Consider the following 22,760-nt stretch of genomic DNA (forward strand, 5'->3'; position numbering starts at 1 on the left):
CTTCACCTTCGAGGAACCCCGGCACGCTGGAACAAACCGCGGGTCCCTCGAAAGAACCACAAAGAAACTTCCGGGCTCGCCAAATTGCCCACTAGACAGAATCGATTCTGTTAAGAGCATCTTTCAAAACCGACACCAAGTTCGCGAAATCGGTTTGTGCACGCAATGTTTCGTTTTCACGCGTTGGACGGACAAAAGCGTTGCCGCGTGTATAACATCCCTTTAAAATTGCTATGTCGAATGTCAGGGAATCGACGAGCGCACTGGTATGTCGACGCTCAGTGGGAGCACTATGACTCGTACGGTCGCCATCATCGGCACACGGGGATACCCGAGTTTCTACGGCGGTTTCGAAACCTTGGTCCGACATCTGGCCCCCTACCTGGCCGATCACGGCTGGAACGTGGTTGTGTACGGCCGTGAAAAGGCGTTGAGCACCAACCCGATCGACATGGATCCCCGTGTGCGTTCCGTGGTGACCCCTGGCATCGACAGCAAGTCGGCCAGCACCATCACGTACGGGGCCACGTCGTCGATCCATGCGGTGGCGACGAAACCCGATGCGGCACTGGTAATGAACGTGGCAAACGGCTTCTGGTTGCCGTTGCTTCGGCTTCGCAAAATCCCCACGTTGGTCAATGTCGACGGAATCGAGTGGGAACGGGAGAAGTGGGGACGCATAGCCAAGGCGATCTTCGCCATCGGCGGCCGTGCGACAGCGCGGTACGCGACCACTCTCATCTACGACTCCCGAGCGCTGGGTGTTCGATGGGAGGAACTCTCGGGCCGGGTTGGTGTATTCATTCCGTACGGCGGCGATCCTCGAACCGGAGACGATCCGCCCGACGGTCTAGCGCGCCGGAAGTACATTCTGATGGTGGCTCGCTTTGTTCCCGAGAACACCATCGGACCGTTCTTGGACGCCATCGAAACACTGTGCGAGCGTTGGCAAGTGGTGATCGTTGGTTCGTCAGGGTACGGCGGTGCCCTGGAGGAGCGGGTGGCCGACATAGCCGCCCGAGAGACCAACGTGCGGTGGTACGGGCACATCAGTGACGACGACATGCTGTTCTCATTATGGGAGAACGCCGGTGCGTACTTCCACGGGCACAGCGTGGGAGGAACGAACCCTGCGTTGGTTCAAGCCATGGCCTGCGGTGCGCCGGTAGTCGCACGGGACACCGTCTACAACCGTGAGGTTCTCGGCGACGGAGCGGTGTTCGTCGACCCGGATCCGCGGTGCATCAGCGCCGGACTCGAGACCGTGCTGGACGACAGCGAACTACAACAGGAGTTGAGCACAGAATCGATCCGCCGTGCTCACGACCACTACACCTGGGAACGAGTCTGTGCCGATTACGATCGAGCGCTTCGCGACCACCTGTCGTCGGCGGACGCCGTCAGTGCTCGGAACACCGCGTTGGAGTGACGAGTGAAATCTCCGGCTGCGCCATGCAATTCGGCCGAGCGATGCAACAGAGACTGCAACAGGAAGACGACGGCCCGGAACCGTAGACCACATCCCACCACGAGCGCCCACACGATTCGCTGCAGGCGCGACTCGGCAAGGTCTGCGCAGTAGAACTCGTAAAGATTGAGCACCCAGGCGGAGTTGGTGCCTGCCTCCGGCGCACCATTGCTGCTGCCCACCAGATGTTGTGCATGCGCAAGCGGCTGGATCAACACCACACCCCCTGCGCGGGCTACGCGCCAGCAGAATTCGATGTCCTCGGCGTACATGAACCACCGCTCGGTCAATCCGTCTACTCGCCACCACGTTTCGGAATCGACCATCAGACAGGCACCGGTCACCCAGTCGGTGGAGACCACGCCCTCCCCGACGTCCGAGGGCAGCAAATAGTGCCCCTGCAACCACGTCCGGCCCCGCGAGAGCCGGGAGATCCCGAAATAGTGACTGGCCATCGCCCAGATCGTGGGCATTCGGCCGGCTGCCATCACGCGCACGCCGCCAGTATGGATGACGGGCGCTACAATCCCGCCGTGGGTCGACGGCACCGTCCTCGCCAAAACCAGTACGTCCGCGGCGGCGATGACGGCATCGGGATTGAGCAGCATGATGTTCCGGCCGGTGGCTGCTTCCGCAGCTCTGTTGACACCCTTGGCGAATCCGAGGTTGCGCTCGCCCGCGATCACGCGCACGGCGGGCCAATTCCGCTTGATCAGTGGCACCGTCTCATCCGTCGAAGCGTTGTCGTACACGATGATTTCCAGCTCGCCGTCCCGTCCGTACCCCGCTTCGAGCGCGTCGAGGCATGCAGAGATTACGTGCGCACTGTTGTAGGTGACGATCAGAACCGAGACCTCGGGTCGAGTCATGTGGCGGTGTGTTCGCGGGCCTTGATCAAACGGGCCGGCACGCCTCCTACGATCGTGTAGGGCGCAACGTCTTTCGTGACCACCGAACCGGAGCCGACGATAGCGCCTTCACCTATAGTGACCCCGCGGGTGATCACGCAGCCCGCCCCGATCCACGTGTCCGCTCCGATGACCGTCGGGCTCCGGAGGTAGCCCTGCCTGTTCATGGGCACCGACATGTCGGCGAAACCGTGATCCTCACTGAAGATCGACACATGGGGCCCGATCATGGCGTTGTCCCCGATGGTGATCCCGCCCTGACCCCAGATCACGTTGTACATCCCCACCGCGACACCCTCGCCGATCACGACGCCGACACCGGGTTCCGAGATGACACCCGATCCGTTGATCGACGACCCACGACCCACAGTGGTCCTGTCGCCGAACGTGATTCCATGGGCCGAGTGCGCGTCGATGGCCACGCCGTCGCCGAACACCACGGCGGTGCCCACGCGCAATTTGGCTGCGTGGCGCACCTTCACGCCGCGGCCCCGAAAGTGCAGTGCCGGTCCCCTCAGATAGGGCAGGCCCAGCAGTTGCCCCCTTAGCGCCTGACCGACTCGATCGACCACGAAGGTCAACAAGGCCGTGGAAGGAATGTCGTCGGGCATTCGCCTCCGACGCAGCTTCCAGTAGATGGTGTCGATCAACGCGTGCAGCATCTTGCACTCCTTAGAACGCAATTCGGTGCGCTCACGGTAACCGTCCACGCCAGGATCGGCACCCTGTTCGGACGCTATGCGCTTGGCGAACTACTCTGTCGCACAACATGAACCAGATGGGCATCATCAGTCGGCGGTAAGAAACAACCAACATGAAGGTTAGCGGGCCATTCGCTGGACCACCCTGAAGGCATACCGCCTTCTAACCGCCGTTCGGATCGTTGCCGGTTTCCGTGTTCGCTTACCAAAGCCCCGAATCCGGCTAGTATTCGCTTCACCGACCGGGGTATTCCGGAAGTCACGCACATGCCTCGAGGACTGCAGATGTCACTGCACGAAAGGAAAGCCGGCCGACTGCCGGCTGTTTCGACGCCACCGAGTAATCCCGGCAAGTCCAACGACTTCGGTTTTCTGCTCGACATTCAGGGCTTGCGGATGATCGCCGTGACGTTCGCGATTTTGCATCACGTCGTTCGTTGGCCCGAAGGCGGATACGTCGGCGTGGACATGTTCTTCGTCATTTCCGGGTTCCTCATCACGAGCCTGCTACTGCGAGAGGGAATGCGCTACGGCCGGGTGTCCATAGCGAACTTCTATCGCAGACGTGCCCGCCGGATCCTGCCCCTTGCACTGCTGGTCCTGGGCGCAACTCTCACCGCGTCGTACGTACTGGTTGTCACCAGCAGGTTCGAGGCGATCGTGGTCGATACGTGGTGGTCGGCTGCGTTCATGATGAACTGGCATCTGATCTCGATCGGGACGGACTATTTTCAGACGGCGTTGCCGCACTCTCCGTTGCAGCACTACTGGTCTCTCGCCGTCGAGGAACAGTTCTACGTGGTGTGGCCTCTACTCATGGTCGGCCTGCTCTTCATCGCTACGAGATGGCGAAAGAACCTGCCGCTGCGGCCGTTCGTCGGCGGATTCGCTGTGGTCGCGATTGCGGTGTCGTTCCTCTGGGCCATGGACGAGAGCGTCGCCAGCCCCACCGCGGCCTACTTCTCCACTTTCAGCCGGGTGTGGCAACTCGCAGCCGGGGCGTTGCTCGCATCCATTGCGCCGGTCTTCCACCGGCTGCCCGTGTGGCTGCGGTCCGCCATGGCGGTCACCGGCCTAGTCGGAATCTTCTATTCCGAGTTCACCTTCGAGGTCACGTACACCATCCCTGCGCCCTACGGCGTCGTCCCCGTCGTGGCCACGTGTCTGGTGATCGCAGCGGGTATCGGATCCACCGGCCTGGCGGTGACGAAACCGCTTCGGCTACGACCCGTGGTGTACATCGGTGCCATCTCGTACTCGTTGTATCTGTGGCACTGGCCGCTCGTCGTACTTCTCCTCACCGTCATGAATGTGGGCATCACGTACTACGTCACCGTCATCGTGTGCACCGTTCTGCTGTCCGTGGCGTCCTACCACCTGGTGGAGAAAGCCGTCCTCGACTCGGACTTCCTGGCTCCCCGATCGAGACGCCCCGGGCACCGCTCCGTTGCGAGCGACAGCCACGACGGTCAACGCGTGTTCGTAGCCGCGATGGGGGCAGTCATGGTCTTTCTCCTGGTCGCCCTGTTCAATCAGCCGTCCGTCGTGCTACCCGCGAGCGGGCCCGCCCCGGTTCTCGCCGCAGCATCCGTCGAAGAGGACCGCGACCCGCTCGAGGCCGCCATCGTGGAGTCGCTCGGTGCCACGTCCTTTCCGGTCACAACTCCCCCGCTCGACGACGTCGAGAGCGGTAAGCCGGTCGAGATGAGCCCGGAGGCCGGGTGCTTGGATCCCCCGGAACTGAGCCTCGATGTGTGCAATTACGGACCTCCCGACGCGCCTCGTTCTGCGATCGTCGTCGGCGACTCATTCTCGGCTTCCTGGCTGCCCGCCATCGTCGGAGCGTTGATTCCCAACGGCTTTCGGGTGCACGGCATGGGACTCAACAACTGCCCGTTCGTCGCCTCCGACGTGACCATCGGCGTGGACGAGCAGTCCACCGATCGATGCAACTCCAGCCGCGACGAGATGGTCGATCAGATCAATACCGCCCGGCCCAGCATGGTGGTGATGGTGGATATGGAATACGGAATCCAGGCCATGGTGGACAACAAGGGCTCGGCGCAGGCGTGGACAGCCGCGCGCACCGCGATCATCGAGCGGATCGCGCCCAGCGATGCCGCCGTCGTGATCCTCACCCCGAACCCACTCGGCAAGGCCGCCACGGAATGCGCGGGCAGGCTGGCCGTTCCATCCAATTGCGTCAGTACCATTTCCGAGAACTGGCTGACCAAACGCAGCGCCGACGAGGCAGCCGCACAACAAACGGGAGCCACGTTGATCGACACTCGTTCCTGGTTCTGCTATCGCAACACGTGCCCATTGGTCGTATCCGGCATAGCAATCAGCTGGGATACCGGTCACATCACCCGACAATACGGCGAATACCTGATTCCCAGAATGCAAGAAGCGTTGCTACCGACCTGAATTGTCCCGCCACGAATATCGTTCTTGCACCCGACGAGTCACGTAATGCGTTGCTATGGTTTGCCAATGACGACGGAAGTCACCGATATCGACTCGGTCAGAGGTCTTTATCTGAACACGGTCAAACGCGCCTTGACGGGCGCTCTGGCGGAAGACAACGATTCGGTGCTGGGCGGCGTTCGTTGGCAGGGAAATCCATCGCTACCCAAACGATTGGCGAGCTCCTTCGCCCATGCGGCCGGCCGATTCGGTGTCGAGATTGCGATCAAGAAACCGTACAACGAGCGCGAGCGAGAATCCGGCCTCGACTGGCCGTCCCGGGCGGAGTCCATGATCGGTCTGCGCCGGATGACCAACATCGAGGAGTGCGTCGCAACGATCGTCTCGGACGGGGTCCCCGGCGATCTGATCGAAACCGGCGTATGGCGGGGCGGCGCATCGATTTTCATGAAGGCGAACTTGGTCGCCTGGGGTGACCGGAGTCGGACCGTATGGGTTGCGGATTCGTTCGAAGGACTCCCGCCCCCAGACGCCACCCGGTATCCCGCCGACGCGGGCGATCGCAACCATCAACTCGGCGGCCTCGCGGTGGGCCCCCGCACGGTGCAGCACAACTTCGAGCGATACGGCCTTCTGGACGAGCGAGTGCAATTTCTCGTGGGGTGGTTCAAGGACACGCTTCCGACCGCACCGATCGATGCGCTGGCGCTGATGCGACTCGACGGCGACATGTACGAGTCGACGATTCAAGCTCTGGAGTCGTTGTACCCCAAGCTCTCACCGGGCGGGTTCTGCATCGTGGACGACTATGGAAGTCATTCCTCTCAGGCCGGACAAGCTGTCCGGGACTACCGCCGGGCTCACTCGATTCAGGACAAGATCATCGACATCGACGGTTCCGGCGCATTCTGGCGACGCACCGTTCCCTGATCGCTCGGCACACAACACCGAAGTTCGAGGGTCTGCAGTTCGAGGGAGAGATGCGAATGACAGTTCGCCGGTACGCTGCCGCGTTGCGCGCGAGGTGGCTCGTCATCGTGGCCACGACCATCGTCGGCACCCTCATTGCTGTCGTGTTCTCGCTCGTGTCCACACCGATGTATCAATCGACCACGCAATTCTTCGTCACGACGACGGCGGTGTCGTCCAGCGACGTGTACCAAAACAACTTGGCGTCGCAGCAGCGAGTCGTCTCGTACACCGAGTTGCTCACCGGCCGGGAGTTGGCTCGTCGTGTCGTCGACCAGCTCGGGCTGCCCATGAGTCCGGACGAACTGACCGACTGCATCACCGCCACGGCCAAACCCAATTCGGTTCTACTCGACGCGTCCGTTGTCGATTCGTCTCCGGCTCAGGCCCGCGACATCGCCAACGCCATCGGCGAGCTGTTCCCCACGCTGGTGGGCGAACTGGAGAAGCCTGTCGACGGGGGTACGGCCAGCGCTGCGGTGACCGTGGCCGAGACCGCGGAGGCATCGACCACGCCGGTCTCGCCCAAAAAGGTCCGCAACGTCTCCCTCGGATTCGTCCTCGGACTTCTGGTCGGCATCGCGGGCGCACTGGTTCGCGACAGGATGGACAACACCGTCAAGGAACCCGACGAACTCCAGGCGCTGACCGACAGCGTGCTCATCGGGTCAATCCCGTTGGACAAGAAGATCCGTGACACCCCTCCCATCGACTTCGGTTCGTCCACCGCGCCCATCGCCGAGGCGTTCCGTCAACTGCGGATGAACCTCAAATTCCTTTCGGTCGACAATCCGCCCCGCATCCTGCTGGTCACCAGTTGCATTGCGGGCGAGGGTAAATCGACCACTGCCGTCAACCTTGCCCTCTCCCTCGCGGAATCCGGCAACCGGGTCGTCCTCGTCGATGCCGACCTGCGACGGCCACACATTGCCGACTACCTCGGCATCGTCGGCTCGGTAGGTGTCAGTTCCGTGCTCGCACACGACGCCGGTCTCGACGAGGTGGTGCAGACAACCGGCCACACCGATCTGTGGGCGCTGGGTTCGGGCCCGGCCCCGCCCAATCCGAGCGAATTGCTGGGAAGCTCCACCGCCCAATCACTTCTGCGCGATCTGGGGCGGGCCTTCGACTACGTGGTGGTGGATTCGCCTCCCCTGTTGCCGGTCACCGACGCCGCCACTCTCGCCACGCAATGCGATGGCACCATCCTGGTCACGCGGTACGGATACACCCGCCGCGAGGAATTGACGCGCGCTGCGGCCAACCTCGAGAACGTGGGTGCCTCGTTGCTCGGTGTGGTCATGTCGATGGTCCCGGCAACGGGACGCGGACGAGATCAGTACGGCTACGACTTCGAGCCCGGTCGAGTGCCGACACCGCCGACACAATCCGCACCCGTGCGCACCAACCGGCACTGACCCGATGTTCCTCACCGGGCGAGTAGGCCGCAGAGCAGGCCCATCCTCTGCAGAAATGACAGGACTCCTCTGCGCTGCCTCCGTCGTCGTGTACCTGGCGCTGGCCGTTCCTACGATCGCCTCGATCGCGCTGGCAGCGGCCATTGCTGCTGTCCTCGCTGTCGGATCCTTGAGAAGCATGGAATGGGCATGGTGCGTCTTCTTCTTCGCGTTGTGCTCCAACGGTGTTCAGGTGACGGTCGCAGGGCTGAGCATTCGTCCCGAATACTTCGCAACACCGTTGTTCCTGCTCGCCCTGCACGCCCATGTACGGCGGAACCCGTCCGCGAGCGTCGGCAACTCACTCGGTCCGGGTCTCGTCCTCGGCGGGGCCGGGCTCATCGCAGTCGGACTCGCGTCGAGCATGGTCTTCGCTCTCGACCCCGGAGCGAGCCTGCGCATGGCCATCCAGCTGCTAGTCGCGCTCGTCGCGGTGGTTCCACTGGTCACGTCGGCCCTCGACCTGAGGTTCATCGTCCGTTCCGGCACAACCATTCTCGGGTTCATCTGCGTCGTGAGCATCGCTGCCTTCGTACTCGATCCGAGTACCCGCATCGACGGCCTGGCCTTCGAGTACAACATCATGGGCTGCTTGTGCTTCGGATGGCTGGGCATCGTCTACTACTTCGCCGGTACACCGGCCGTGACGAAACACGTTCTGGTGATGACAATCCCGATCACCATCGCACTGATACTGACGTCCACCAGATCGGCCTGGATTGCCCTTGCGCTCCTCGCCGTCTGCGTCTTGTTCCGTTGCGTCAAGCGTTATCCCACAGCCGTAGTCTCGGCGGTGGCCGCGTTCACCCTCGTCGCCTTCTACCTGCAGGACGTGTATTACCGCGTGGGTGACGAAGACACGTTTCTGTGGCGCGTGGTCCACGTGATCGACACACAGAGCGGGACCGGTGCCTACCGCGTCCAACTGTGGAACAACGCGATCGATCAAATTGCCGCACGCGGCTGGGGCGCGTCGTCGTTCGGAACCGGACTGAACACGTTCTCGCAGTTCAACCCCGTCGACCCGACCAATACCGGCCCCGCGTATCTCAGCTCGATGTGGCTGTCACTTCTGTACGACGTGGGCTTTGTGGGCTCGGCCTTCTTCGCCGTCTTCGCCGTCGCACTGTTCCTGGCCGCCCGAGACAAAGCGCACGCCCTTCCCTTGTTTCTGGGATTGGCGATCTGCACATCCGTGACCAGCGTGATCTGGTTTGCATTCCCCTGGGTCTTCCTCGCACTGACGGCGACCACACCGATTCGGAACGCAGAGACGCATGCCCGGACGCCGGCATCCCACGGATCGCCCCGACGGCGCAGACGGCATCGCCTCGCGGGGTCGCGATGACCTTCACGGCGTCCGATGGTCGACCGCATGCAATCGTGTTGTCCTCGTTCACGGTTCACCCGGACATGCCCAGCGAACCGGGGATCGGCTGGCAGTTCTTGATCGCCACCCTCGAGCACGCTCGAACCGTGGATGCAACGGTGGTCCTGGTGACGATGCGCCGTTCTGCCCAAGCCTGCGCCGGGCGGGTTCCTGCCGAGCTCGAGCAGCACCTCGAGATCGTCACCGTCGAGATTCCACTGGCACCGCCGTTCTTTCGTTGGCACTATCCTCGGTTCACCCGGCTCGAGCACGAATTATGGGTTCGACTGGCTGTCAGACACATTCGCGAGATCGAGCGGAGACACTCCGTGGTCTACGCGCATCACGTGACGTTCGCATCGGAGATACTGTCGACACCGATCACGAGGATGTCACCGAACACCTACAAAGTCTGGGGGCCGGTCGGGGCGGGCGGCGTCGCCGCGGTGTTCGCCATTTCGCCCACCTCGCCCGCATCACGTCGACAGAGGATTCTGCAGACGGTTCGGGACCGTGTGGCATCGATTCCGGCGACGCGCATCGCGCGGCAATGCGATCTCGTACTCGCGCAGAACGGAGCGATGGAAGCGACTGTCGGACAAATTGATACCGAGTTCCGGCGGTTTCCCAACGTCGTGGTTGATCTTCCCACCGCACGGCCGTCTCGGGCCGACCACGACGGAATCGAGATCCTCGTCGTCGGGCACCTCATCACGCGCAAGCGGCAGGAACTGGCGATCGAGGCGTTGGCGTCGACCATGCTGCAGAACGCCCACCTGCACATCGTGGGCTTCGACAGCACGAGCCACGGCGCGTACCTGCACAGAAGGGCAGAGATTCTGGGCGTGCACGATCGAGTGACCTTCCACGGATCCCTGGACCGCGCAGCGGTATTGGACATGATGGTCCATTCGGATGTGCTGATGCATCCCTCGGGTCGGGAAGGTGCGAGCGGCGTGGTGGGCGAGGCGGCCTCGTGCGGGCTCCCGGTGGTGTGCTTCGAGCGAACCGGCGCCAGCTCGGTGCTCGAGGATTCGGGAACGTCCGGGGTCGTGCTCGCTGCCGACCCGACGACCACCCGGGACATGTTGGCGGCGGCCGTCGTTCGGGCATCCACCATGCCGCGCATCAGCACGACGCAGTGGACCAAGCAGCGGTTCGTCGACCTCGCCGCGCAGCTCTACGCCGAGGGCCTGGCGTTCAGCACAGCGATGCCCGGCCGGGTAGGTCGGCCACGATGACCGCGAGCCGCTCGGTGGAGAACTCGACCGTCACCCGAGCCGGGATCCTGGTCCGCACTCTCGACCAAGGCTTGTGGTCCCTCGGCTTCTTCGTCTTCAACGTCACGGCCGGTGTGTCGCTGACGGTAGGCGAATTCGCTTCGCTGTCGGTCGGTGCCGCACTGGGTTTCATCGCCGTCGGGACCTCACGAGCGTGGGGGATCTACGCCCCCATCGTCGACGCAGCACGAATTGGCATCCGCCCCGAGGATTCCATCGACCGGTGGTCGAGTTGGCGCGGAACCCTTGTCTTCGCGACCGTCGTCGGTGTTGCTTCGTTCGCGTGGATACGCCACGGCGGCGATTGGGGCTATGCCGCCGCGGTGGGAGCTCTGGCAGCGACGATGGTGATCTCCGATCTGCCGCGTCAGGTCCTCATCATCCGTGGCAGCTACTCGCGTGCGGCACTGTTGGCGGGGCTCTATGCCGTCGGCGCGCTCTTGGCCGCGGGAACGATCGCACTCGGTGTCGACAACACAGCGCTGCTGCCGATCTGGTTCTGCACGCTGCTGATCGTGCTCGCGGCCGGGCTCGTCTTCTGCGGCACAGCCACCTCCACCAGTAAGTCCGATTCGCACTTCTCCATCGCGTGGCGGATCACCGCAGAGGCCGTCTACCTGGGATTCGGAAGCCAGATCGCCACGCTGCTGCTATATCTGATTCAGGACGACACTGCCACTGCCGGGATCCGGTTCGCCTATTTGTTGGTGTTCGCGCCGGCGTTCGTGATCATCCAGAGCATCCAGCCGTTGATCTTCAAACAGTTCGCCACACTCAGTGCGCAGGGCACCCGTGCAGTACTCGCGGTCTCGGTGCGCTGGAACATCGCGGTGGCCCTCGGCCTCGGCGCGTGTGGGGTGGTGGGTTACACGGCGCTTTCGACGGTGTTCTCCGACATCGGTCCCGCCGCTGCGCTGCCGTACGTGGTTCCGGTGGGTATGGCGATCCTGTCTGCGCAGACCTTCGAGGTGGCACTGATGGCCACCCGATTCTTCGTCGGCCCTGTATTCACACATCGAGCGCGACTGGCCTCGGTGCTCGTCGACGTAGGTAGCCAGGCGATCGGCGTATTCGTTGGCAATGCAGCAGGTTTGGTGTGGACGTTGATAGTCCTGAGCGCGCTACGCATCGCGGTGTCGGTGGCGATGCTCGTCGTACTGCCCCGACGCGACAGAACGGAGACGACATGAGGGTCCTGTTCGACGGGTACTACTGGTTCGACGGTCCGCCCGCCGGCATAGTCATCACACACGAGAAGATCGCGGCGTGGCGACGTGAGTTTCCTGGCGATGTGCTGACCGTCGCGCTGCGGCGCAGTCCCACACCGGCGGAGGCGGCAGACTTGGATCGGCGAGGGGTGCGATGGATCCGCACATACCTGCCGACGCAGCCGCTGAAGAACATGGTGGAGCTGTCGCTTCGGGTACGCCTCGGCCCGTATGACATGGCGTGGGGATCGAATTATTCTCCGCTGCTGGGTAAATCGGCCGTCTTCGTGCACGATGCGCTGTTCCAATCCAACCCGGAGTGGTTCACCCGCATTGAGCGGATCTACCTCTCGCCCATCATGATTGCCGCCCGTTTCGCGACCGTGCTGTTCGTCAGTAGCAACACCGAGGCGGCGCGCATCGTTCAGCACAACCCTCGGCTGACGCCCACGGCGGTCACCGGCTTCGGCATCTCGCAATCCTTGCTCGACGCCGATCCGCAACCACCTCCCGCACTCGACCTCCGTCCCGGCTCCTTCGTGTTGTCCGTCGGTCGATTGAACACCCGGAAGAATCTGGCAACAACACTCTCCGCAGCAGTGCGTTCGGGGGCGATCTCACCCAACCGCCCGTTCGTGGTCGTGGGGCCGGCCAACGGGAAGGCCGATCAGCTCGAACAGGAGGTACTCGCTGCTATCGACGACGGCTCCATTCGCTACACCGGTTTCGTCGAGACCGAGCAGCTGGCATGGCTGTATAGAAATGCCGCACTGTTCGTATACCTCTCACTGAACGAGGGCTACGGTCTGCCTCCACTCGAGGCGCTACGCCTCGGGGCACCGGTGCTGGTGAGCGACCGCCCCATCTTTCGAGAATTGCTCGGTGAGTCGGTGCGGTACTGCGATCCCACCGACATGGACGCGGTAGCGCAGGCCATGACAATGAGCCTGTCCAGCGGTCCGCGCCCACTGCCGTCCGGTTTCGAATTTCCGTCGTGGGAGCACATGGTCCACACGATGCGGGTCGCGATGACCCATCCGAAAGGCGTGTCCTGCCGGCGGTCGATCTCGTGACGCGGTGGCAAGTGGGGGCATCATGACGGGGCGCAGAACGGTGCTCATCTCGATCGCTGTCTCGGTGTTGGTCGTGGCGTTCAGCGGAATCGTGGGATGGCAGATCGGGTCACGGTCCGAGGCTCCCCAGGCAGCAACACCCACACCTGTGTCCATTCCGGATTCCGTGCCCGTGGTCGCATTCCTGGGCGACTCGTACAGCAAGGGCATCGGTGCGTCCTCGAATGGACAGCGCTGGACGACGCTCGTGTCGGCGGCGATGGGGTGGTCGGAGCTCAACCTTGCCGAGGGCGGCTCCGGGTACACCACGACCTATCTCGGGCAGAAGACCGATTACGCGATCAAGCTGGATGTGGTTGCCGCGGCCCAGCCGGACATCGTCGTTGTGTCCGGTGGCCGCAACGATTACGAGGCCGGTACCGCGAGCGTCACCGGTGCCGTTGCATCGTCACTGTTCTCGGCCATCGAGGCCGCGGCACCGAACACGGAACTTATAGTCACCAGCCCGATCTGGGATTCGACCGAACCGCCGGCGGACTTCGCGACCCTGATCGACGGGGTGAAGGCCGCCACAGCAAGCGCAGAGGCCAGATATCTCGATATCGGTGAGACACTGGCCGATCATCCCGACATGATCGACCCCGACGGCCTACATCCGAACAACGGGGGTCACCAAATTATCGCTAGCGCAGTAGTCAGTGCGTTGCTGTGAGACTTGCTCGGCACAGTTGTTCCGGTAGGACGCGCAAGTTCCAATCTCGGGAAAAGAGCATCCACTCGATGTGGATTAGTCAGCCCAACAATGGCTGGCAACGACAGCTTGAATCACAGCCAGAAGCGTCAGAACCAGCACAAGTTCTGTGCTGGCGCTGTGCCAAGACTCCAAGTGCCCGAACGGGCGCGGGCGCAAACGGGAATATGAATCGACACGGATTGACCGAGACAAACGTAGCAATAGCGAACAAGCCGCCGACTCTGATGCGGACTCTGCCCGAAAACCGACAGGGCGACCGCGCACAGCGCCATCACGGCCTGAAGAGCGTACACCAGCAGTCGACCCGTGTCCGTAGCGAGAGGGAGAACCGCGACGCTCAGCACGATCGTCAAGGAACAGTACCGAAGCTCCGGCTGGTCGGGCGTTTCCGCCGCCGCGAAGTCTGTGGAACGCTAGCGCAGCGAAGAAGCCGCCCTGCTTATAAACCGAATGCCAGTTTCACGACAAACCTGACGGAAAACTTCAGGACCAGGGCGGAACCTGGCGCTGACGACTCCACCCGTAGTAGAGCAACCCTATAGACAGAACACACGCCGTCGCCAGCTCCCGCCGCCGTTGACGCCTTAATTAAAACGCAGCGCGTAATACGTGCTCACTAACGGACACCGTGTTGGCCTGCGCGCCAGGGGAAAATGGACCACCAATTGTGTTATGCGCGTCGACTAGCAATATCCACCGCTTTGGGGCCGACCATCCTGGCCCCCGATTGGACGTCCTCGGTCACGACTGCGTGTGCACCGATGATTGAACCCTCGCCAATGACAATCGCGCGGCCACGCGAACCTGCAATATAAGCGTGCGCGCCGATCGTAACATTATCCTCGATAATAACCCTCAACGGAGATCCAGCAACATTAGAAGACGCACCGAAGGTCACCCCATGACCGATGACAACACCAGACCCTATTGTCGAATTCGGGTGAATAACCGTACCTAACCCACGATGCCAGAGGGTAACTTTAGACTTCAACTCACATTCAACTGGAAGAACAGCATGAAAAACTAAGAAGTTAACCATCTTTATTAGCTTTGCACCGACCCTCCATCCGCGATGATGCAATTTGCACGACAGAAACCAAAGTGCTGCGGGGTCCATACCGTCCTCTTTCTACTGGTCACATAAAAAACTAAACAGTTAGACTTAGAGAATCCCGAACAGAACGAATCCATTCGGATCTTCTGGAAATAAATAACATCGCTCCAACTCCGAATGCAAAGCCGAAACCGGCGGCCATACGCGGTAAATCGTCAGTAAGAGCAAGAGAAATTAACGAAAACAGTGCCCCCACAGCTAAACCGACCGAACACAGCAAAATAAGCGGCATAAGGCACACAAGAAACCACTTCCTGAACTTAATATTCAGCAACCGGAGGAACTTTCTGACGTAGAAAAACTCAAGGAACACTATCGGCAACATATTACCCAAAGATATTCCTACAATTCCCAATTGTTTACCCAGCACGACGCATAGCGCAACCGTAGAAACTAGCCATACTAGCTGTAGAGTAAAGTATGCACCCGGCCTTTCCATCGCATTCAACGCACTGATGGAACCAATATGAAGACTATTTACAAACATACCCGCCATCATCAGCATGAGACAGACATCCAACGTCGCGATTGGAACGCCTTCGCCAAGCCATAGTCGTAGAATGTCCTTCGATGAAACTAAGAGCGCGAGGCTGCCGATCCCGCCAACCAGAGTGGAAACAGAAATCACAGCGAGCGAGAATTTGCGATCGCGATCCTGACACAAACTATGAAGTCGTGCCAACGCAGGCACAAACGGTTCGACGACCCAGGTAATGGCCTGCCGCACCGCGAGGTAAAGCCTAAGCACGGCACTGTAATATGCCGCGACCGCTGGCGAAACTATTACTCCGGCTATAATTACTCCCGCCTGTATTATTGCGGTACCTACTGCACCTACTGCGAACACTCGGAGGCTGTACGAGAGCAGATGCTTAATTTGAGCAAAGGAAATAAATTCTCTTCCGAAATCGAATACATTCATGTGCAACACATAGAATGACGATAAGAAGACGGGAATTATAATCGCAAGAGTCTCGACAAGCGCCAGAACCAAGATGTGAGGATAAAATAGGCAGACTGTTACAGTGCCGACAACGCGGATTAAGAGCCCAACCATTTGAAACTTCTTTTCAAGCGACCAAAAACCTAAACCCTGCATCAGTGCAGAAAAACATCTGAGGCCTAGAAGTGAGATTGTAACCGAAGAAAATACACACACGGCCACAAACACCTCGAGTCCTATCCCCGCATCTCTAGAGACCGAGCCCAACCCGAAATAGAAACACAGCCCGGCTATGGGCGCTACAACAACTCCAACAATCGTCATCCACATCAGACTGGAGCAAGAGACTTTGGACAGACCTTCACGATCATTTCTGGAGCGCGCAACAGAGGCGTAGCGAATGACGGCGCTACCCATACCTAAATCTGACTGGTAGAGATACGTCGTCATCGTCGTCAGAATGATCCAGACACCGTATTCGGACACACCTACCCGGCTGAAAATCAGCGGTAGCATCAGAAGTCCAGCCAGCAGCGAAAAAATACCCAATGACGCACTGGACGTTACTGCCCCAAAGACAGTTCGCCGCTTTGCTGCAACCTCCGACGTCACAGCGAACACCCATTTAAACGCTCGTAAATGCTAACAAGGCGGCTCCCAACTTCGGACCATCTCGGTGGCATCGGGAAGGTGCGTTCTGACGTGTGTGATGAGCCGGCCACTAACGAACTAACGGTCGAGACGAAATCGTCTACCGTGTCGAATGGTAAAACGCCGTTTCCATAACGTCTACGCAAATGCTCGGTTGCTGCGCTTTGCCGTACAAGCACCGGTGTGTTCAGAGCTAAGCTGTCAAGGACAACCAAGCTTTCTCCTTCTGACTGACTGTACGATACGGTTGCACAAGCCCGACTTTGCAGCGACCACAAATCAATGTGGCTGACTCTCCCACGCCAAACGATATTTCGCTTAGACCGAAGTATTTCCTCGAACTCTCGCGCTTCCGAACCCTGCAAACTAAGTGGCCCGGCCAGTACAAGGTCCGGGAATTCCGGACGCCAATCACGAATTAGAGCAAGCTGGCCCTTCCTCGCGTTGATTGTTCCCGCACAGACGAAGAACAAGGGGCCCGCGCGGTCCCCGTCGGCAGGAATGGCGGAAGAGCCATTCGGCACTACGGAGACCGACTCACTAGAAACGCTGTACCAACGAATCACCTGCTCACGCTCGCCGTCGTGTAAAGCGACGACGTGATCAGCTGCGAGAACCACACCACGCCTCATACCGCTGGTTGTGGTCGGGCCAATGCGCAGCCTGGAGAGATAACGCTCAAACCTCGCTTGTCTCATGGAATCGAAGACCAAAACCGGAGAAACGACTAGCGGGCACCTATTTATAGTCCAATTTCGCAAGTAGTTCCAATTAGACGGGTCGGCCCCGAACATATGAATGATGTCTAGGGGCTTATCACTCTCGTTAGATGTATGTGAAACAAAAACATCGACCCCCTGTGTTCGGAGGGCCTCCGCAGTCTTGTCGATCTGGACTTCCAAACCGCCACCACCCATGAAAGGGGGTAAGCCCCCCACCAATCCGACCCTCATCGGGACTCCTCCACCACACGAGCTCCTGGCAACACCCGTTTCATGTCGCGAACCGGCTCGGCATCATCGGGCTTCGCCTCCGGACGAAGAGAATATCCTACGGAACCAACTATGATCCCAACCAGTAACGAGTTCGCGTTCTCGATGATCGTGGGTGAAGTGATCATTTGCGTTGCCAGAGCGGCTAAAACAACTAACCCCAAAACCGTGGCGCGATGCAGCCCGCTCGATTGACTAACTGTAAGGACCCTTCTTATTGCCAGCGCACCGGCCAGTAGGACAGCAATCGCGCCAATCAATCCGGTTTTTACCAGAATCCAGAGGTACCCATTGTGGATGTAGGTTAAGCCACGCACACCATCAAATATTTCGCCCCGCGTAAAGGTTCGATATCTCGCACCGAAGCCACTTCCGAAGATCCAGTTTTTACTGAAGTATTCGAGCGCTAATTGGCTCTCCCGTACCCTCCAAAGGGCGCTAGTATCCACCTGTACATTTTCGACAAGAAGTCCGTCCAACACTTTTCCCCGAAAGGCAGACAATGGTTGGAGAAAGTATCTCGCATATTGTGCATCGACAGCATCCAAAAAACCATAAGCTAGCCATGCAAATAGCGTCACAATTAACGCTCCGGTCCCAATACGCACGAATGTCTGTAGCCGCGAACGTGACACCACCGTCATCAGAAGTAGGATTAGCGCGAGGACAAGAAAATGGCCACGCGTATACGACACCAGCCCCACGAACAGTCCTGACCCCACCACCACTAGCCATATTGCCGGCTGGGCGATCGGCGTGTACTTCCATATCAAGCGCATTGATAAGAGGCATCCAACAATAACCACGCAAGTGAGTCCCGAATCGGGAGTAACACGAGCAGTGTCATAGACAATACTTTTGCTAGTGGTGTAGACCGCGGCATTCGACGTTCGGATGTCGAACGCTGAAACGCCGAGGAAAGCGATCGACGCGACTACCACCGCAGTCCAAACGGTTATAAGCGCCGACAAACAAACGAACAGTCGAGTAGCCCTTACGCGATTCAGCACGAACAGCTGATAGGCGACGACAGCACCGGCAACCAGTCTCAACGGCCCCCGGACGTCCGCGAACGCGGCTCCAGGCGTTGCTCCACTTATCAATCCGACGACTAGAAAGAGAGCCGCCATCAAGCAAAAGATGTAGATGCCACCCCTAAGTTTTGAGCTCGTGGCACCTAACATGCAAATTAGTAAGATACCGAGACCACTGATTATATCCGCAAAATACAAGGATCCGCCTGCAAAATATATTGCAGTTGGCACACTAGATGGCAGCGGCGCCAACAATAGAACGACCAATGCGGAGGCAATGATTGCCAAAGATGTGTACGAATCAGTCGTTGCCAACACGACTACTACAGCCAGGCCTAAAACGAAAGGGAGCACCATCGTTGAATGTGTTGCTGCAGCGCCTAGCCCCAGGGAAGCCATGAGCCCCATTGCGAGGAGCGGACTTTTCGTTTGCTGAGGAGTCCGCATTGGTACGACCTTCTTTATCTTCATGGACATCGGCCTAATCACAACACGTTTCCGCGTATTCATGCACCGAAGCACTCGGCCGGGGTTCGTATAGAGCTCCGAAGTTTTCCTTCATTGCGGCTACCATCAACTTAGAGTCGAACTTTGCTCTTACAACGTCTGCAGCCGCCTTGCCGACTTCTTGCGCCATTCCCGGATTTTTTAGGATTTCCAGTATGCTCTTCGCGAACTCAGCACTATTGCCGCTGCCCACAAGAAATCCGTCCGTACCGTGGGTGATGTACTGTTCGGCACCCAAGGTTGCGGTCGCAATGACGGGACGGCCCATTGACATCGCTTCTAGTGCTACAGTCATCCCCGAAAAATGCGTGTTTGGCCTGGTTGGAATGACTACTACATGACTTTGTGCAATCTGGGCCCGCACATCGCGGTGGTTCATTCTCTCCAACCGCGCTGCTCCGGTGGGTAGAATCGTCCCCGGCGGACATTGGATTTTAGCGGATGCGCCCGGTACTCGGGACAAGACCTGGGCTACTGACTTGACCAAAGTCTCACTGTCTCTATCGCGATCAGAACCCAATGAGAGAACTCTCAAAGGTCCGTCCGGATAAGGAACCTCCTTATAGAAAGAAGTGTCGATTCCGAATGTTAAACCCTTTACGTTTGCTGATTCTCCGAGCCACTGCTTGACCAGCGGGATTTGGGCGTCAACCAAACACCAAATAAGTGACATACGCCTCAAGGCGTTTCTAACTACCAGGTTTTTCGGATTAAGCGGCTGCCGCAATTGCTCATCGATGCACCATATTGCACCGGATGCACACGCTTCTATGTCCGGGTTTTGGTCCAGCATGTGCACTGCTCGTAATTCGTCCCACGTGAAGTGAAGACCACTCGGTGGTGGAAGCCGCGTTGACTTCTTCGGGACAAACGATCTTCCAAAAGACCGCACCCGGCCGAGATGACCGAGCTCACGCAACTCTCTTGACTGCACATGGAACCGCGCCCCATCGTCGAGCGAGTCGAGTCCGTACAGCCAGCGGTCGGGAACCTCACCAGCCGAATGCCTGGCTTCCCACTGTGATGTCCCGTGACCAGGCGGGGTGTGCAGAACAAGCGGGATCATCGCAGTTGCTCCTTCGAAGCATTGGACTGAATTTCGCGCCCGATAGGAAAACTACGGAAAGTCCGGGACGCGATCAGCCGTAGCCACAGGGGAAGGAGGTATATCGCAAACGTACCCCCACAGTCGACCACGTACCGTCGGAATAGATGCCTAGGGTCTTGTGATGCGCGGAACAGCCACTCAAGGCCAACTTTAGCGATGAAATTTGGGGCTCGGCGTTTGTTCCCGACAACCATATCGATCGCGCCTCCGACAGCGACTATACAACTGCCACCATTCCTCTCAGCGATCTCGGAAGCTAGGATATCCCCCCAGGGAGGAGAGACCGCAATGAGCAACACGTCCAATTCGTGGGCGGCTATTCGCGCCGATAGGGTCTCGATCTGCCAATCGTTTCTTTGACCGTGTTCGCGAAAGGCCAGTTCAGATGCGTGATTTGTTAAGAGCGTAGTAAATGCGTCGCCAGCGGATTCTGACGCTCCAAGCAGTCCGACCTTCAGCCCCCGCGTTCGAGCGTTTCGCACCAGGTGCTCCACGAAGTCTGCACCTGTAACCCTCTGGGCACGAATTCCGGCCAATTTTAGCGTGAGTACCACCGGCCAGCCATCAGCGGTCAGGTGATTGGCAGCGTAAAACGCAGCCCGAAAGCCCGCATTTTTTCGCAAAAGTGCGACATGATGCAGATTGACGGTCTGAGTACGACCGAGCTTTCGCTCGAGTGCCAAGTTCAGAAACTCCTGGTCAGTCGTGATGTGTTTATTGAAAAATTCGCCTACAAACTGTCCATATCTCATCGTGATCACCGCGCTATTCTAGATAGGATATCGGTGATGCAAACAGAGTCCGCGTGGCTATTTTCGTGATTGTCCTCGTTCATTTTAGCTATGGCGGCACCGCCATGCTGATAGAAGTCGACTACTTTTTGGACAATCTCATCCAGGGTGTCCGCACTGATAAAACCGTCAGTGAGGCCCGCGTCGTCGGCCATTACCCTCGTCGATATAGCTGTTACCCCGTGCTCTACAGCTTCTAGTAACTTTATGCTGACTCCGGTGGTCTGTGAAGTTCGTGGGACAACAACCAAGTCGATCTGGGAGTAGAAATCTTCGACGTCGTCGATTGCACCCAGCACCCGAACACCCTCGTTCCCATCCCAGTGCTCGCTTCCCCGGCCCGCAATTACTAGTGAAGGTGCCCTGCTTGGCATCTTCTCTCGAACCGCCGGCATGACAGTCCGGACAAGATTTGTGATCGCGTCCTTGTTCGGCGGCCAAGATGCCTTCCCTATAAAGCCGATTGCCCAGCGACCGGATCTCCTGCTCATACCAGAAGGAGGTTTGATGATTAGATGGTTCGCATTCAGACCCCACCCGCGTATTCGTTCTGTATCCGTAGCAGAGATCGCAAGGACCTCAACGCAATGTTGGAGGAGCTCTTTTTCCCGTTCGGCCATTCGCCTAAAGTTTCCAATAACGCGGAGTGGCGTAGGGTCGTACAGTTCCGACAGTACACTGTCGACGTTATGCGCTATATGTAGTACACCGTGTAGTTTCGCGTCAACAGCCATAAGTAAGGCGGGCCATTGACTGGTTACTATCACATCGGGTTTGAACCAATTAAGTTCGTCAACTAACTTACTTTTCTTTGAGTTCCATGCAGGTGACCACTTAAATTTCGCTTCTTGATAGCACTGACGTTGCGTCAGCATTTGCCAGGCAGTCTTAAGAAGCGCCGTGAAACTTCCCCGCACTTCGAGCGGAACAGGTGTCTCGTCAAGAGTATTCACAATCGGGAACACAGACACGTCGAAATTTCGTCTTAGCTCGTCCAGCACTCTGGCGTCCACCCACGAAGCTCCGCCGAGATCTTGCCTGTCATGCTCGTAGGTCGTGAGGTAGAGGAGTTTACCTATCATTTGGATCACCATCATTTTCAAGCCTAATATTTGCCAAAATCGACTTAATCGCCCTCGCATCGTGGGCGAAGTGAGCCGTTGGAAAGTTATGGGTGTAATTGTCAAATATTGACTTTACTTTGCCATAGTTATTATCGAGCACAATGTGCTCTCGCCCCAAGAGTCCCGATAGCACGTGGACATGGAGTCGGTCTGTGACAATTACATCCGCAGAGCTCACCATTGATACGCCAGAGTCCAGATTGAGTCGACGCATAGAGGAATACCCCATACGGAGTAGAGGATATACAGCTCTGCCTATTCGCCGACTGCGAAGTCGGCGCACCATAGCACCGGGTATTCTTGCCAGCTTCCACTGTAAGTATGCTGGCCCAGTCAATCCCCAATCTACACTCGGCGCATCCACCAAAGAAAGGTCTGCGGCTTTCTCGTGGTCAGTACGCGCGATAACTAAGCACCGGTATTTGGCACGACTACGTTGTCGACCGCGGAAGTTCTCGATGCCGAGTGCCATGTCTGGACAATAAACAACGTTCACGTCGGGCATGTGTCGCCTGACTGTGTCTAGAGAGCCTAGGTCTCGCACCATCAATATGAAGTTGGGGTGCTTGCCAAATATCTCATTTGCTCTTACCAGACCTGATTCGTCGCTGAATTTGACCGTCTGCGGAAGCTGAACGATCCGACGATGAGGAAACTTGCCAACGACTTCTTCGCGAAACTGTTGGAAGCCACCCCATACATCCCCGAAATTCCCGCCTCCGTGAAGCAGCACCGTCGCGTCTGCCGCGCTCTCTTCGAGCGTCTGTGGGTCGAACCGCGCTTGATCTGCTTCGTATACTACATTTTTTCTAAGGCTACGAAGATATTGAAGCTCGCCCTCCCAGATCATCGTGTCTCCGACGTTCATGTGCGTCGGTATGT

General features: G+C 58.7%; 19 protein-coding genes. 9 read left to right on the forward strand and 10 right to left on the reverse strand.

The window, feature by feature from the left end; translation table 11 throughout:
* Positions 1 to 292: 292 nt before the first annotated feature.
* Positions 293 to 1,429 (forward strand): glycosyltransferase, encoded by a 1,137-nt coding sequence (locus J2X62_RS05955; protein ID WP_167329054.1) that lies wholly within the window; start codon positions 293 to 295, stop codon positions 1,427 to 1,429.
* Here the strand turns inward: J2X62_RS05955 and J2X62_RS05960 are convergent.
* Entirely contained in the window at positions 1,357 to 2,337 is a 981-nt protein-coding gene (locus J2X62_RS05960; protein WP_310178576.1) for a glycosyltransferase family 2 protein, read from the reverse strand. The two genes, J2X62_RS05955 and J2X62_RS05960, sit on opposite strands and share 73 nt — an antisense overlap.
* Positions 2,334 to 3,086 (reverse strand): acyltransferase, encoded by a 753-nt coding sequence (locus J2X62_RS05965; protein WP_310178579.1) that lies wholly within the window; start codon positions 3,084 to 3,086, stop codon positions 2,334 to 2,336. Before J2X62_RS05965 ends, J2X62_RS05960 begins: the two co-directional genes overlap by 4 nt.
* Before the next feature lie 276 nt (positions 3,087 to 3,362).
* Between J2X62_RS05965 and J2X62_RS05970 the strand changes: the two genes are divergently transcribed.
* The 8 genes from J2X62_RS05970 to J2X62_RS06005 all read left to right on the forward strand — a co-directional run bounded on the left by J2X62_RS05970 (position 3,363) and on the right by J2X62_RS06005 (position 13,572).
* Positions 3,363 to 5,504 carry an acyltransferase family protein gene (locus J2X62_RS05970; RefSeq protein WP_310178581.1) on the forward strand — a complete coding sequence of 714 codons (2,142 nt, stop codon included), beginning with the start codon at positions 3,363 to 3,365 and terminating at the stop codon, positions 5,502 to 5,504.
* Between the two features lie 66 nt (positions 5,505 to 5,570).
* The gene (locus J2X62_RS05975) at positions 5,571 to 6,434 is read left to right on the forward strand and encodes a TylF/MycF/NovP-related O-methyltransferase (RefSeq protein ID WP_310178584.1); all 864 of its coding nucleotides are present in this window, start codon (positions 5,571 to 5,573) and stop codon (positions 6,432 to 6,434) included.
* Between the two features lie 56 nt (positions 6,435 to 6,490).
* Complete coding sequence (locus J2X62_RS05980) at positions 6,491 to 7,891, forward strand: polysaccharide biosynthesis tyrosine autokinase (RefSeq protein WP_310178587.1); 1,401 nt, start codon at positions 6,491 to 6,493, stop codon at positions 7,889 to 7,891.
* Positions 7,892 to 7,946: 55 nt separating this feature from the next.
* Positions 7,947 to 9,278, forward strand: coding sequence for an O-antigen ligase family protein (locus J2X62_RS05985; RefSeq protein ID WP_310178590.1), 1,332 nt, complete (start codon positions 7,947 to 7,949; stop codon positions 9,276 to 9,278).
* Positions 9,279 to 9,343: 65 nt separating this feature from the next.
* Positions 9,344 to 10,540 (forward strand): glycosyltransferase family 4 protein, encoded by a 1,197-nt coding sequence (locus J2X62_RS05990; RefSeq protein WP_310178592.1) that lies wholly within the window; start codon positions 9,344 to 9,346, stop codon positions 10,538 to 10,540.
* Positions 10,537 to 11,769: a hypothetical protein gene (locus J2X62_RS05995; RefSeq protein WP_310178594.1), complete on the forward strand. Its 1,233-nt coding sequence runs from the start codon at positions 10,537 to 10,539 to the stop codon at positions 11,767 to 11,769. The genes J2X62_RS05990 and J2X62_RS05995 overlap by 4 nt, the downstream gene beginning before the upstream one ends.
* Positions 11,766 to 12,860 carry a glycosyltransferase family 1 protein gene (locus tag J2X62_RS06000; RefSeq protein WP_310178596.1) on the forward strand — a complete coding sequence of 365 codons (1,095 nt, stop codon included), beginning with the start codon at positions 11,766 to 11,768 and terminating at the stop codon, positions 12,858 to 12,860. Before J2X62_RS05995 ends, J2X62_RS06000 begins: the two co-directional genes overlap by 4 nt.
* Positions 12,861 to 12,882: 22 nt before the next feature.
* On the forward strand, positions 12,883 to 13,572 hold the full coding sequence (locus J2X62_RS06005; RefSeq protein ID WP_310178599.1) for an SGNH/GDSL hydrolase family protein: 690 nt from the start codon (positions 12,883 to 12,885) through the stop codon (positions 13,570 to 13,572).
* Between the two features lie 712 nt (positions 13,573 to 14,284).
* Here the strand turns inward: J2X62_RS06005 and J2X62_RS06010 are convergent.
* From J2X62_RS06010 to J2X62_RS25425, 8 genes are all read right to left on the reverse strand, one after another.
* Entirely contained in the window at positions 14,285 to 14,731 is a 447-nt protein-coding gene (locus J2X62_RS06010; protein ID WP_080729403.1) for a hypothetical protein, read from the reverse strand.
* 31 nt (positions 14,732 to 14,762) lie between these two features.
* Positions 14,763 to 16,283 (reverse strand): oligosaccharide flippase family protein, encoded by a 1,521-nt coding sequence (locus J2X62_RS06015; protein ID WP_310178605.1) that lies wholly within the window; start codon positions 16,281 to 16,283, stop codon positions 14,763 to 14,765.
* Entirely contained in the window at positions 16,280 to 17,275 is a 996-nt protein-coding gene (locus tag J2X62_RS25420) for a glycosyltransferase (RefSeq protein WP_155288524.1), read from the reverse strand. The genes J2X62_RS06015 and J2X62_RS25420 overlap by 4 nt, the downstream gene beginning before the upstream one ends.
* Complete coding sequence (locus tag J2X62_RS06020) at positions 17,272 to 18,444, reverse strand: O-antigen ligase family protein (protein WP_310178608.1); 1,173 nt, start codon at positions 18,442 to 18,444, stop codon at positions 17,272 to 17,274. The genes J2X62_RS25420 and J2X62_RS06020 overlap by 4 nt, the downstream gene beginning before the upstream one ends.
* A 385-nt stretch (positions 18,445 to 18,829) precedes the next feature.
* The gene (locus J2X62_RS06025) at positions 18,830 to 19,921 is read right to left on the reverse strand and encodes a glycosyltransferase family 4 protein (protein WP_080729402.1); all 1,092 of its coding nucleotides are present in this window, start codon (positions 19,919 to 19,921) and stop codon (positions 18,830 to 18,832) included.
* The gene (locus J2X62_RS06030) at positions 19,918 to 20,715 is read right to left on the reverse strand and encodes a WecB/TagA/CpsF family glycosyltransferase (protein ID WP_230593094.1); all 798 of its coding nucleotides are present in this window, start codon (positions 20,713 to 20,715) and stop codon (positions 19,918 to 19,920) included. Before J2X62_RS06030 ends, J2X62_RS06025 begins: the two co-directional genes overlap by 4 nt.
* 5 nt (positions 20,716 to 20,720) lie before the next feature.
* Complete coding sequence (locus J2X62_RS06035; RefSeq protein ID WP_196248995.1) at positions 20,721 to 21,836, reverse strand: glycosyltransferase; 1,116 nt, start codon at positions 21,834 to 21,836, stop codon at positions 20,721 to 20,723.
* Entirely contained in the window at positions 21,826 to 22,746 is a 921-nt protein-coding gene (locus J2X62_RS25425; RefSeq protein WP_222057173.1) for a polysaccharide pyruvyl transferase family protein, read from the reverse strand. The genes J2X62_RS06035 and J2X62_RS25425 overlap by 11 nt, the downstream gene beginning before the upstream one ends.
* Between the last annotated feature and the right edge of the window lie 14 nt (positions 22,747 to 22,760).

Source organism: Rhodococcus sp. 3258, assembly GCF_031456475.1.
Classification (GTDB): Bacteria; Actinomycetota; Actinomycetes; order Mycobacteriales; family Mycobacteriaceae; genus Rhodococcoides; species Rhodococcoides fascians.

Excerpts from the sequence above, each read along its gene's own strand:
- J2X62_RS05990 (WP_310178592.1), top strand. The coding sequence starts at position 9,344 with ATGCCCAGCGAACCGGGGATCGGCTGGCAGTTCTTGATCGCCACCCTC.
- J2X62_RS06020 (WP_310178608.1), bottom strand. The coding sequence starts at position 18,444 with ATGGCGGCTCTCTTTCTAGTCGTCGGATTGATAAGTGGAGCAACGCCT.
- J2X62_RS06010 (WP_080729403.1), bottom strand. The coding sequence starts at position 14,731 with ATGGACCCCGCAGCACTTTGGTTTCTGTCGTGCAAATTGCATCATCGC.
- J2X62_RS05960 (WP_310178576.1), bottom strand. The coding sequence starts at position 2,337 with ATGACTCGACCCGAGGTCTCGGTTCTGATCGTCACCTACAACAGTGCG.
- J2X62_RS06025 (WP_080729402.1), bottom strand. The coding sequence starts at position 19,921 with ATGATCCCGCTTGTTCTGCACACCCCGCCTGGTCACGGGACATCACAG.
- J2X62_RS05985 (WP_310178590.1), top strand. The coding sequence starts at position 7,947 with ATGACAGGACTCCTCTGCGCTGCCTCCGTCGTCGTGTACCTGGCGCTG.
- J2X62_RS06030 (WP_230593094.1), bottom strand. The coding sequence starts at position 20,715 with ATGAGATATGGACAGTTTGTAGGCGAATTTTTCAATAAACACATCACG.
- J2X62_RS05955 (WP_167329054.1), top strand. The coding sequence starts at position 293 with ATGACTCGTACGGTCGCCATCATCGGCACACGGGGATACCCGAGTTTC.
- J2X62_RS06035 (WP_196248995.1), bottom strand. The coding sequence starts at position 21,836 with ATGATAGGTAAACTCCTCTACCTCACGACCTACGAGCATGACAGGCAA.
- J2X62_RS06005 (WP_310178599.1), top strand. The coding sequence starts at position 12,883 with ATGACGGGGCGCAGAACGGTGCTCATCTCGATCGCTGTCTCGGTGTTG.
- J2X62_RS25420 (WP_155288524.1), bottom strand. The coding sequence starts at position 17,275 with ATGAGGGTCGGATTGGTGGGGGGCTTACCCCCTTTCATGGGTGGTGGC.
- J2X62_RS05995 (WP_310178594.1), top strand. The coding sequence starts at position 10,537 with ATGACCGCGAGCCGCTCGGTGGAGAACTCGACCGTCACCCGAGCCGGG.
- J2X62_RS25425 (WP_222057173.1), bottom strand. The coding sequence starts at position 22,746 with ATGAACGTCGGAGACACGATGATCTGGGAGGGCGAGCTTCAATATCTT.
- J2X62_RS05975 (WP_310178584.1), top strand. The coding sequence starts at position 5,571 with ATGACGACGGAAGTCACCGATATCGACTCGGTCAGAGGTCTTTATCTG.
- J2X62_RS05970 (WP_310178581.1), top strand. The coding sequence starts at position 3,363 with ATGTCACTGCACGAAAGGAAAGCCGGCCGACTGCCGGCTGTTTCGACG.
- J2X62_RS05980 (WP_310178587.1), top strand. The coding sequence starts at position 6,491 with ATGACAGTTCGCCGGTACGCTGCCGCGTTGCGCGCGAGGTGGCTCGTC.
- J2X62_RS06000 (WP_310178596.1), top strand. The coding sequence starts at position 11,766 with ATGAGGGTCCTGTTCGACGGGTACTACTGGTTCGACGGTCCGCCCGCC.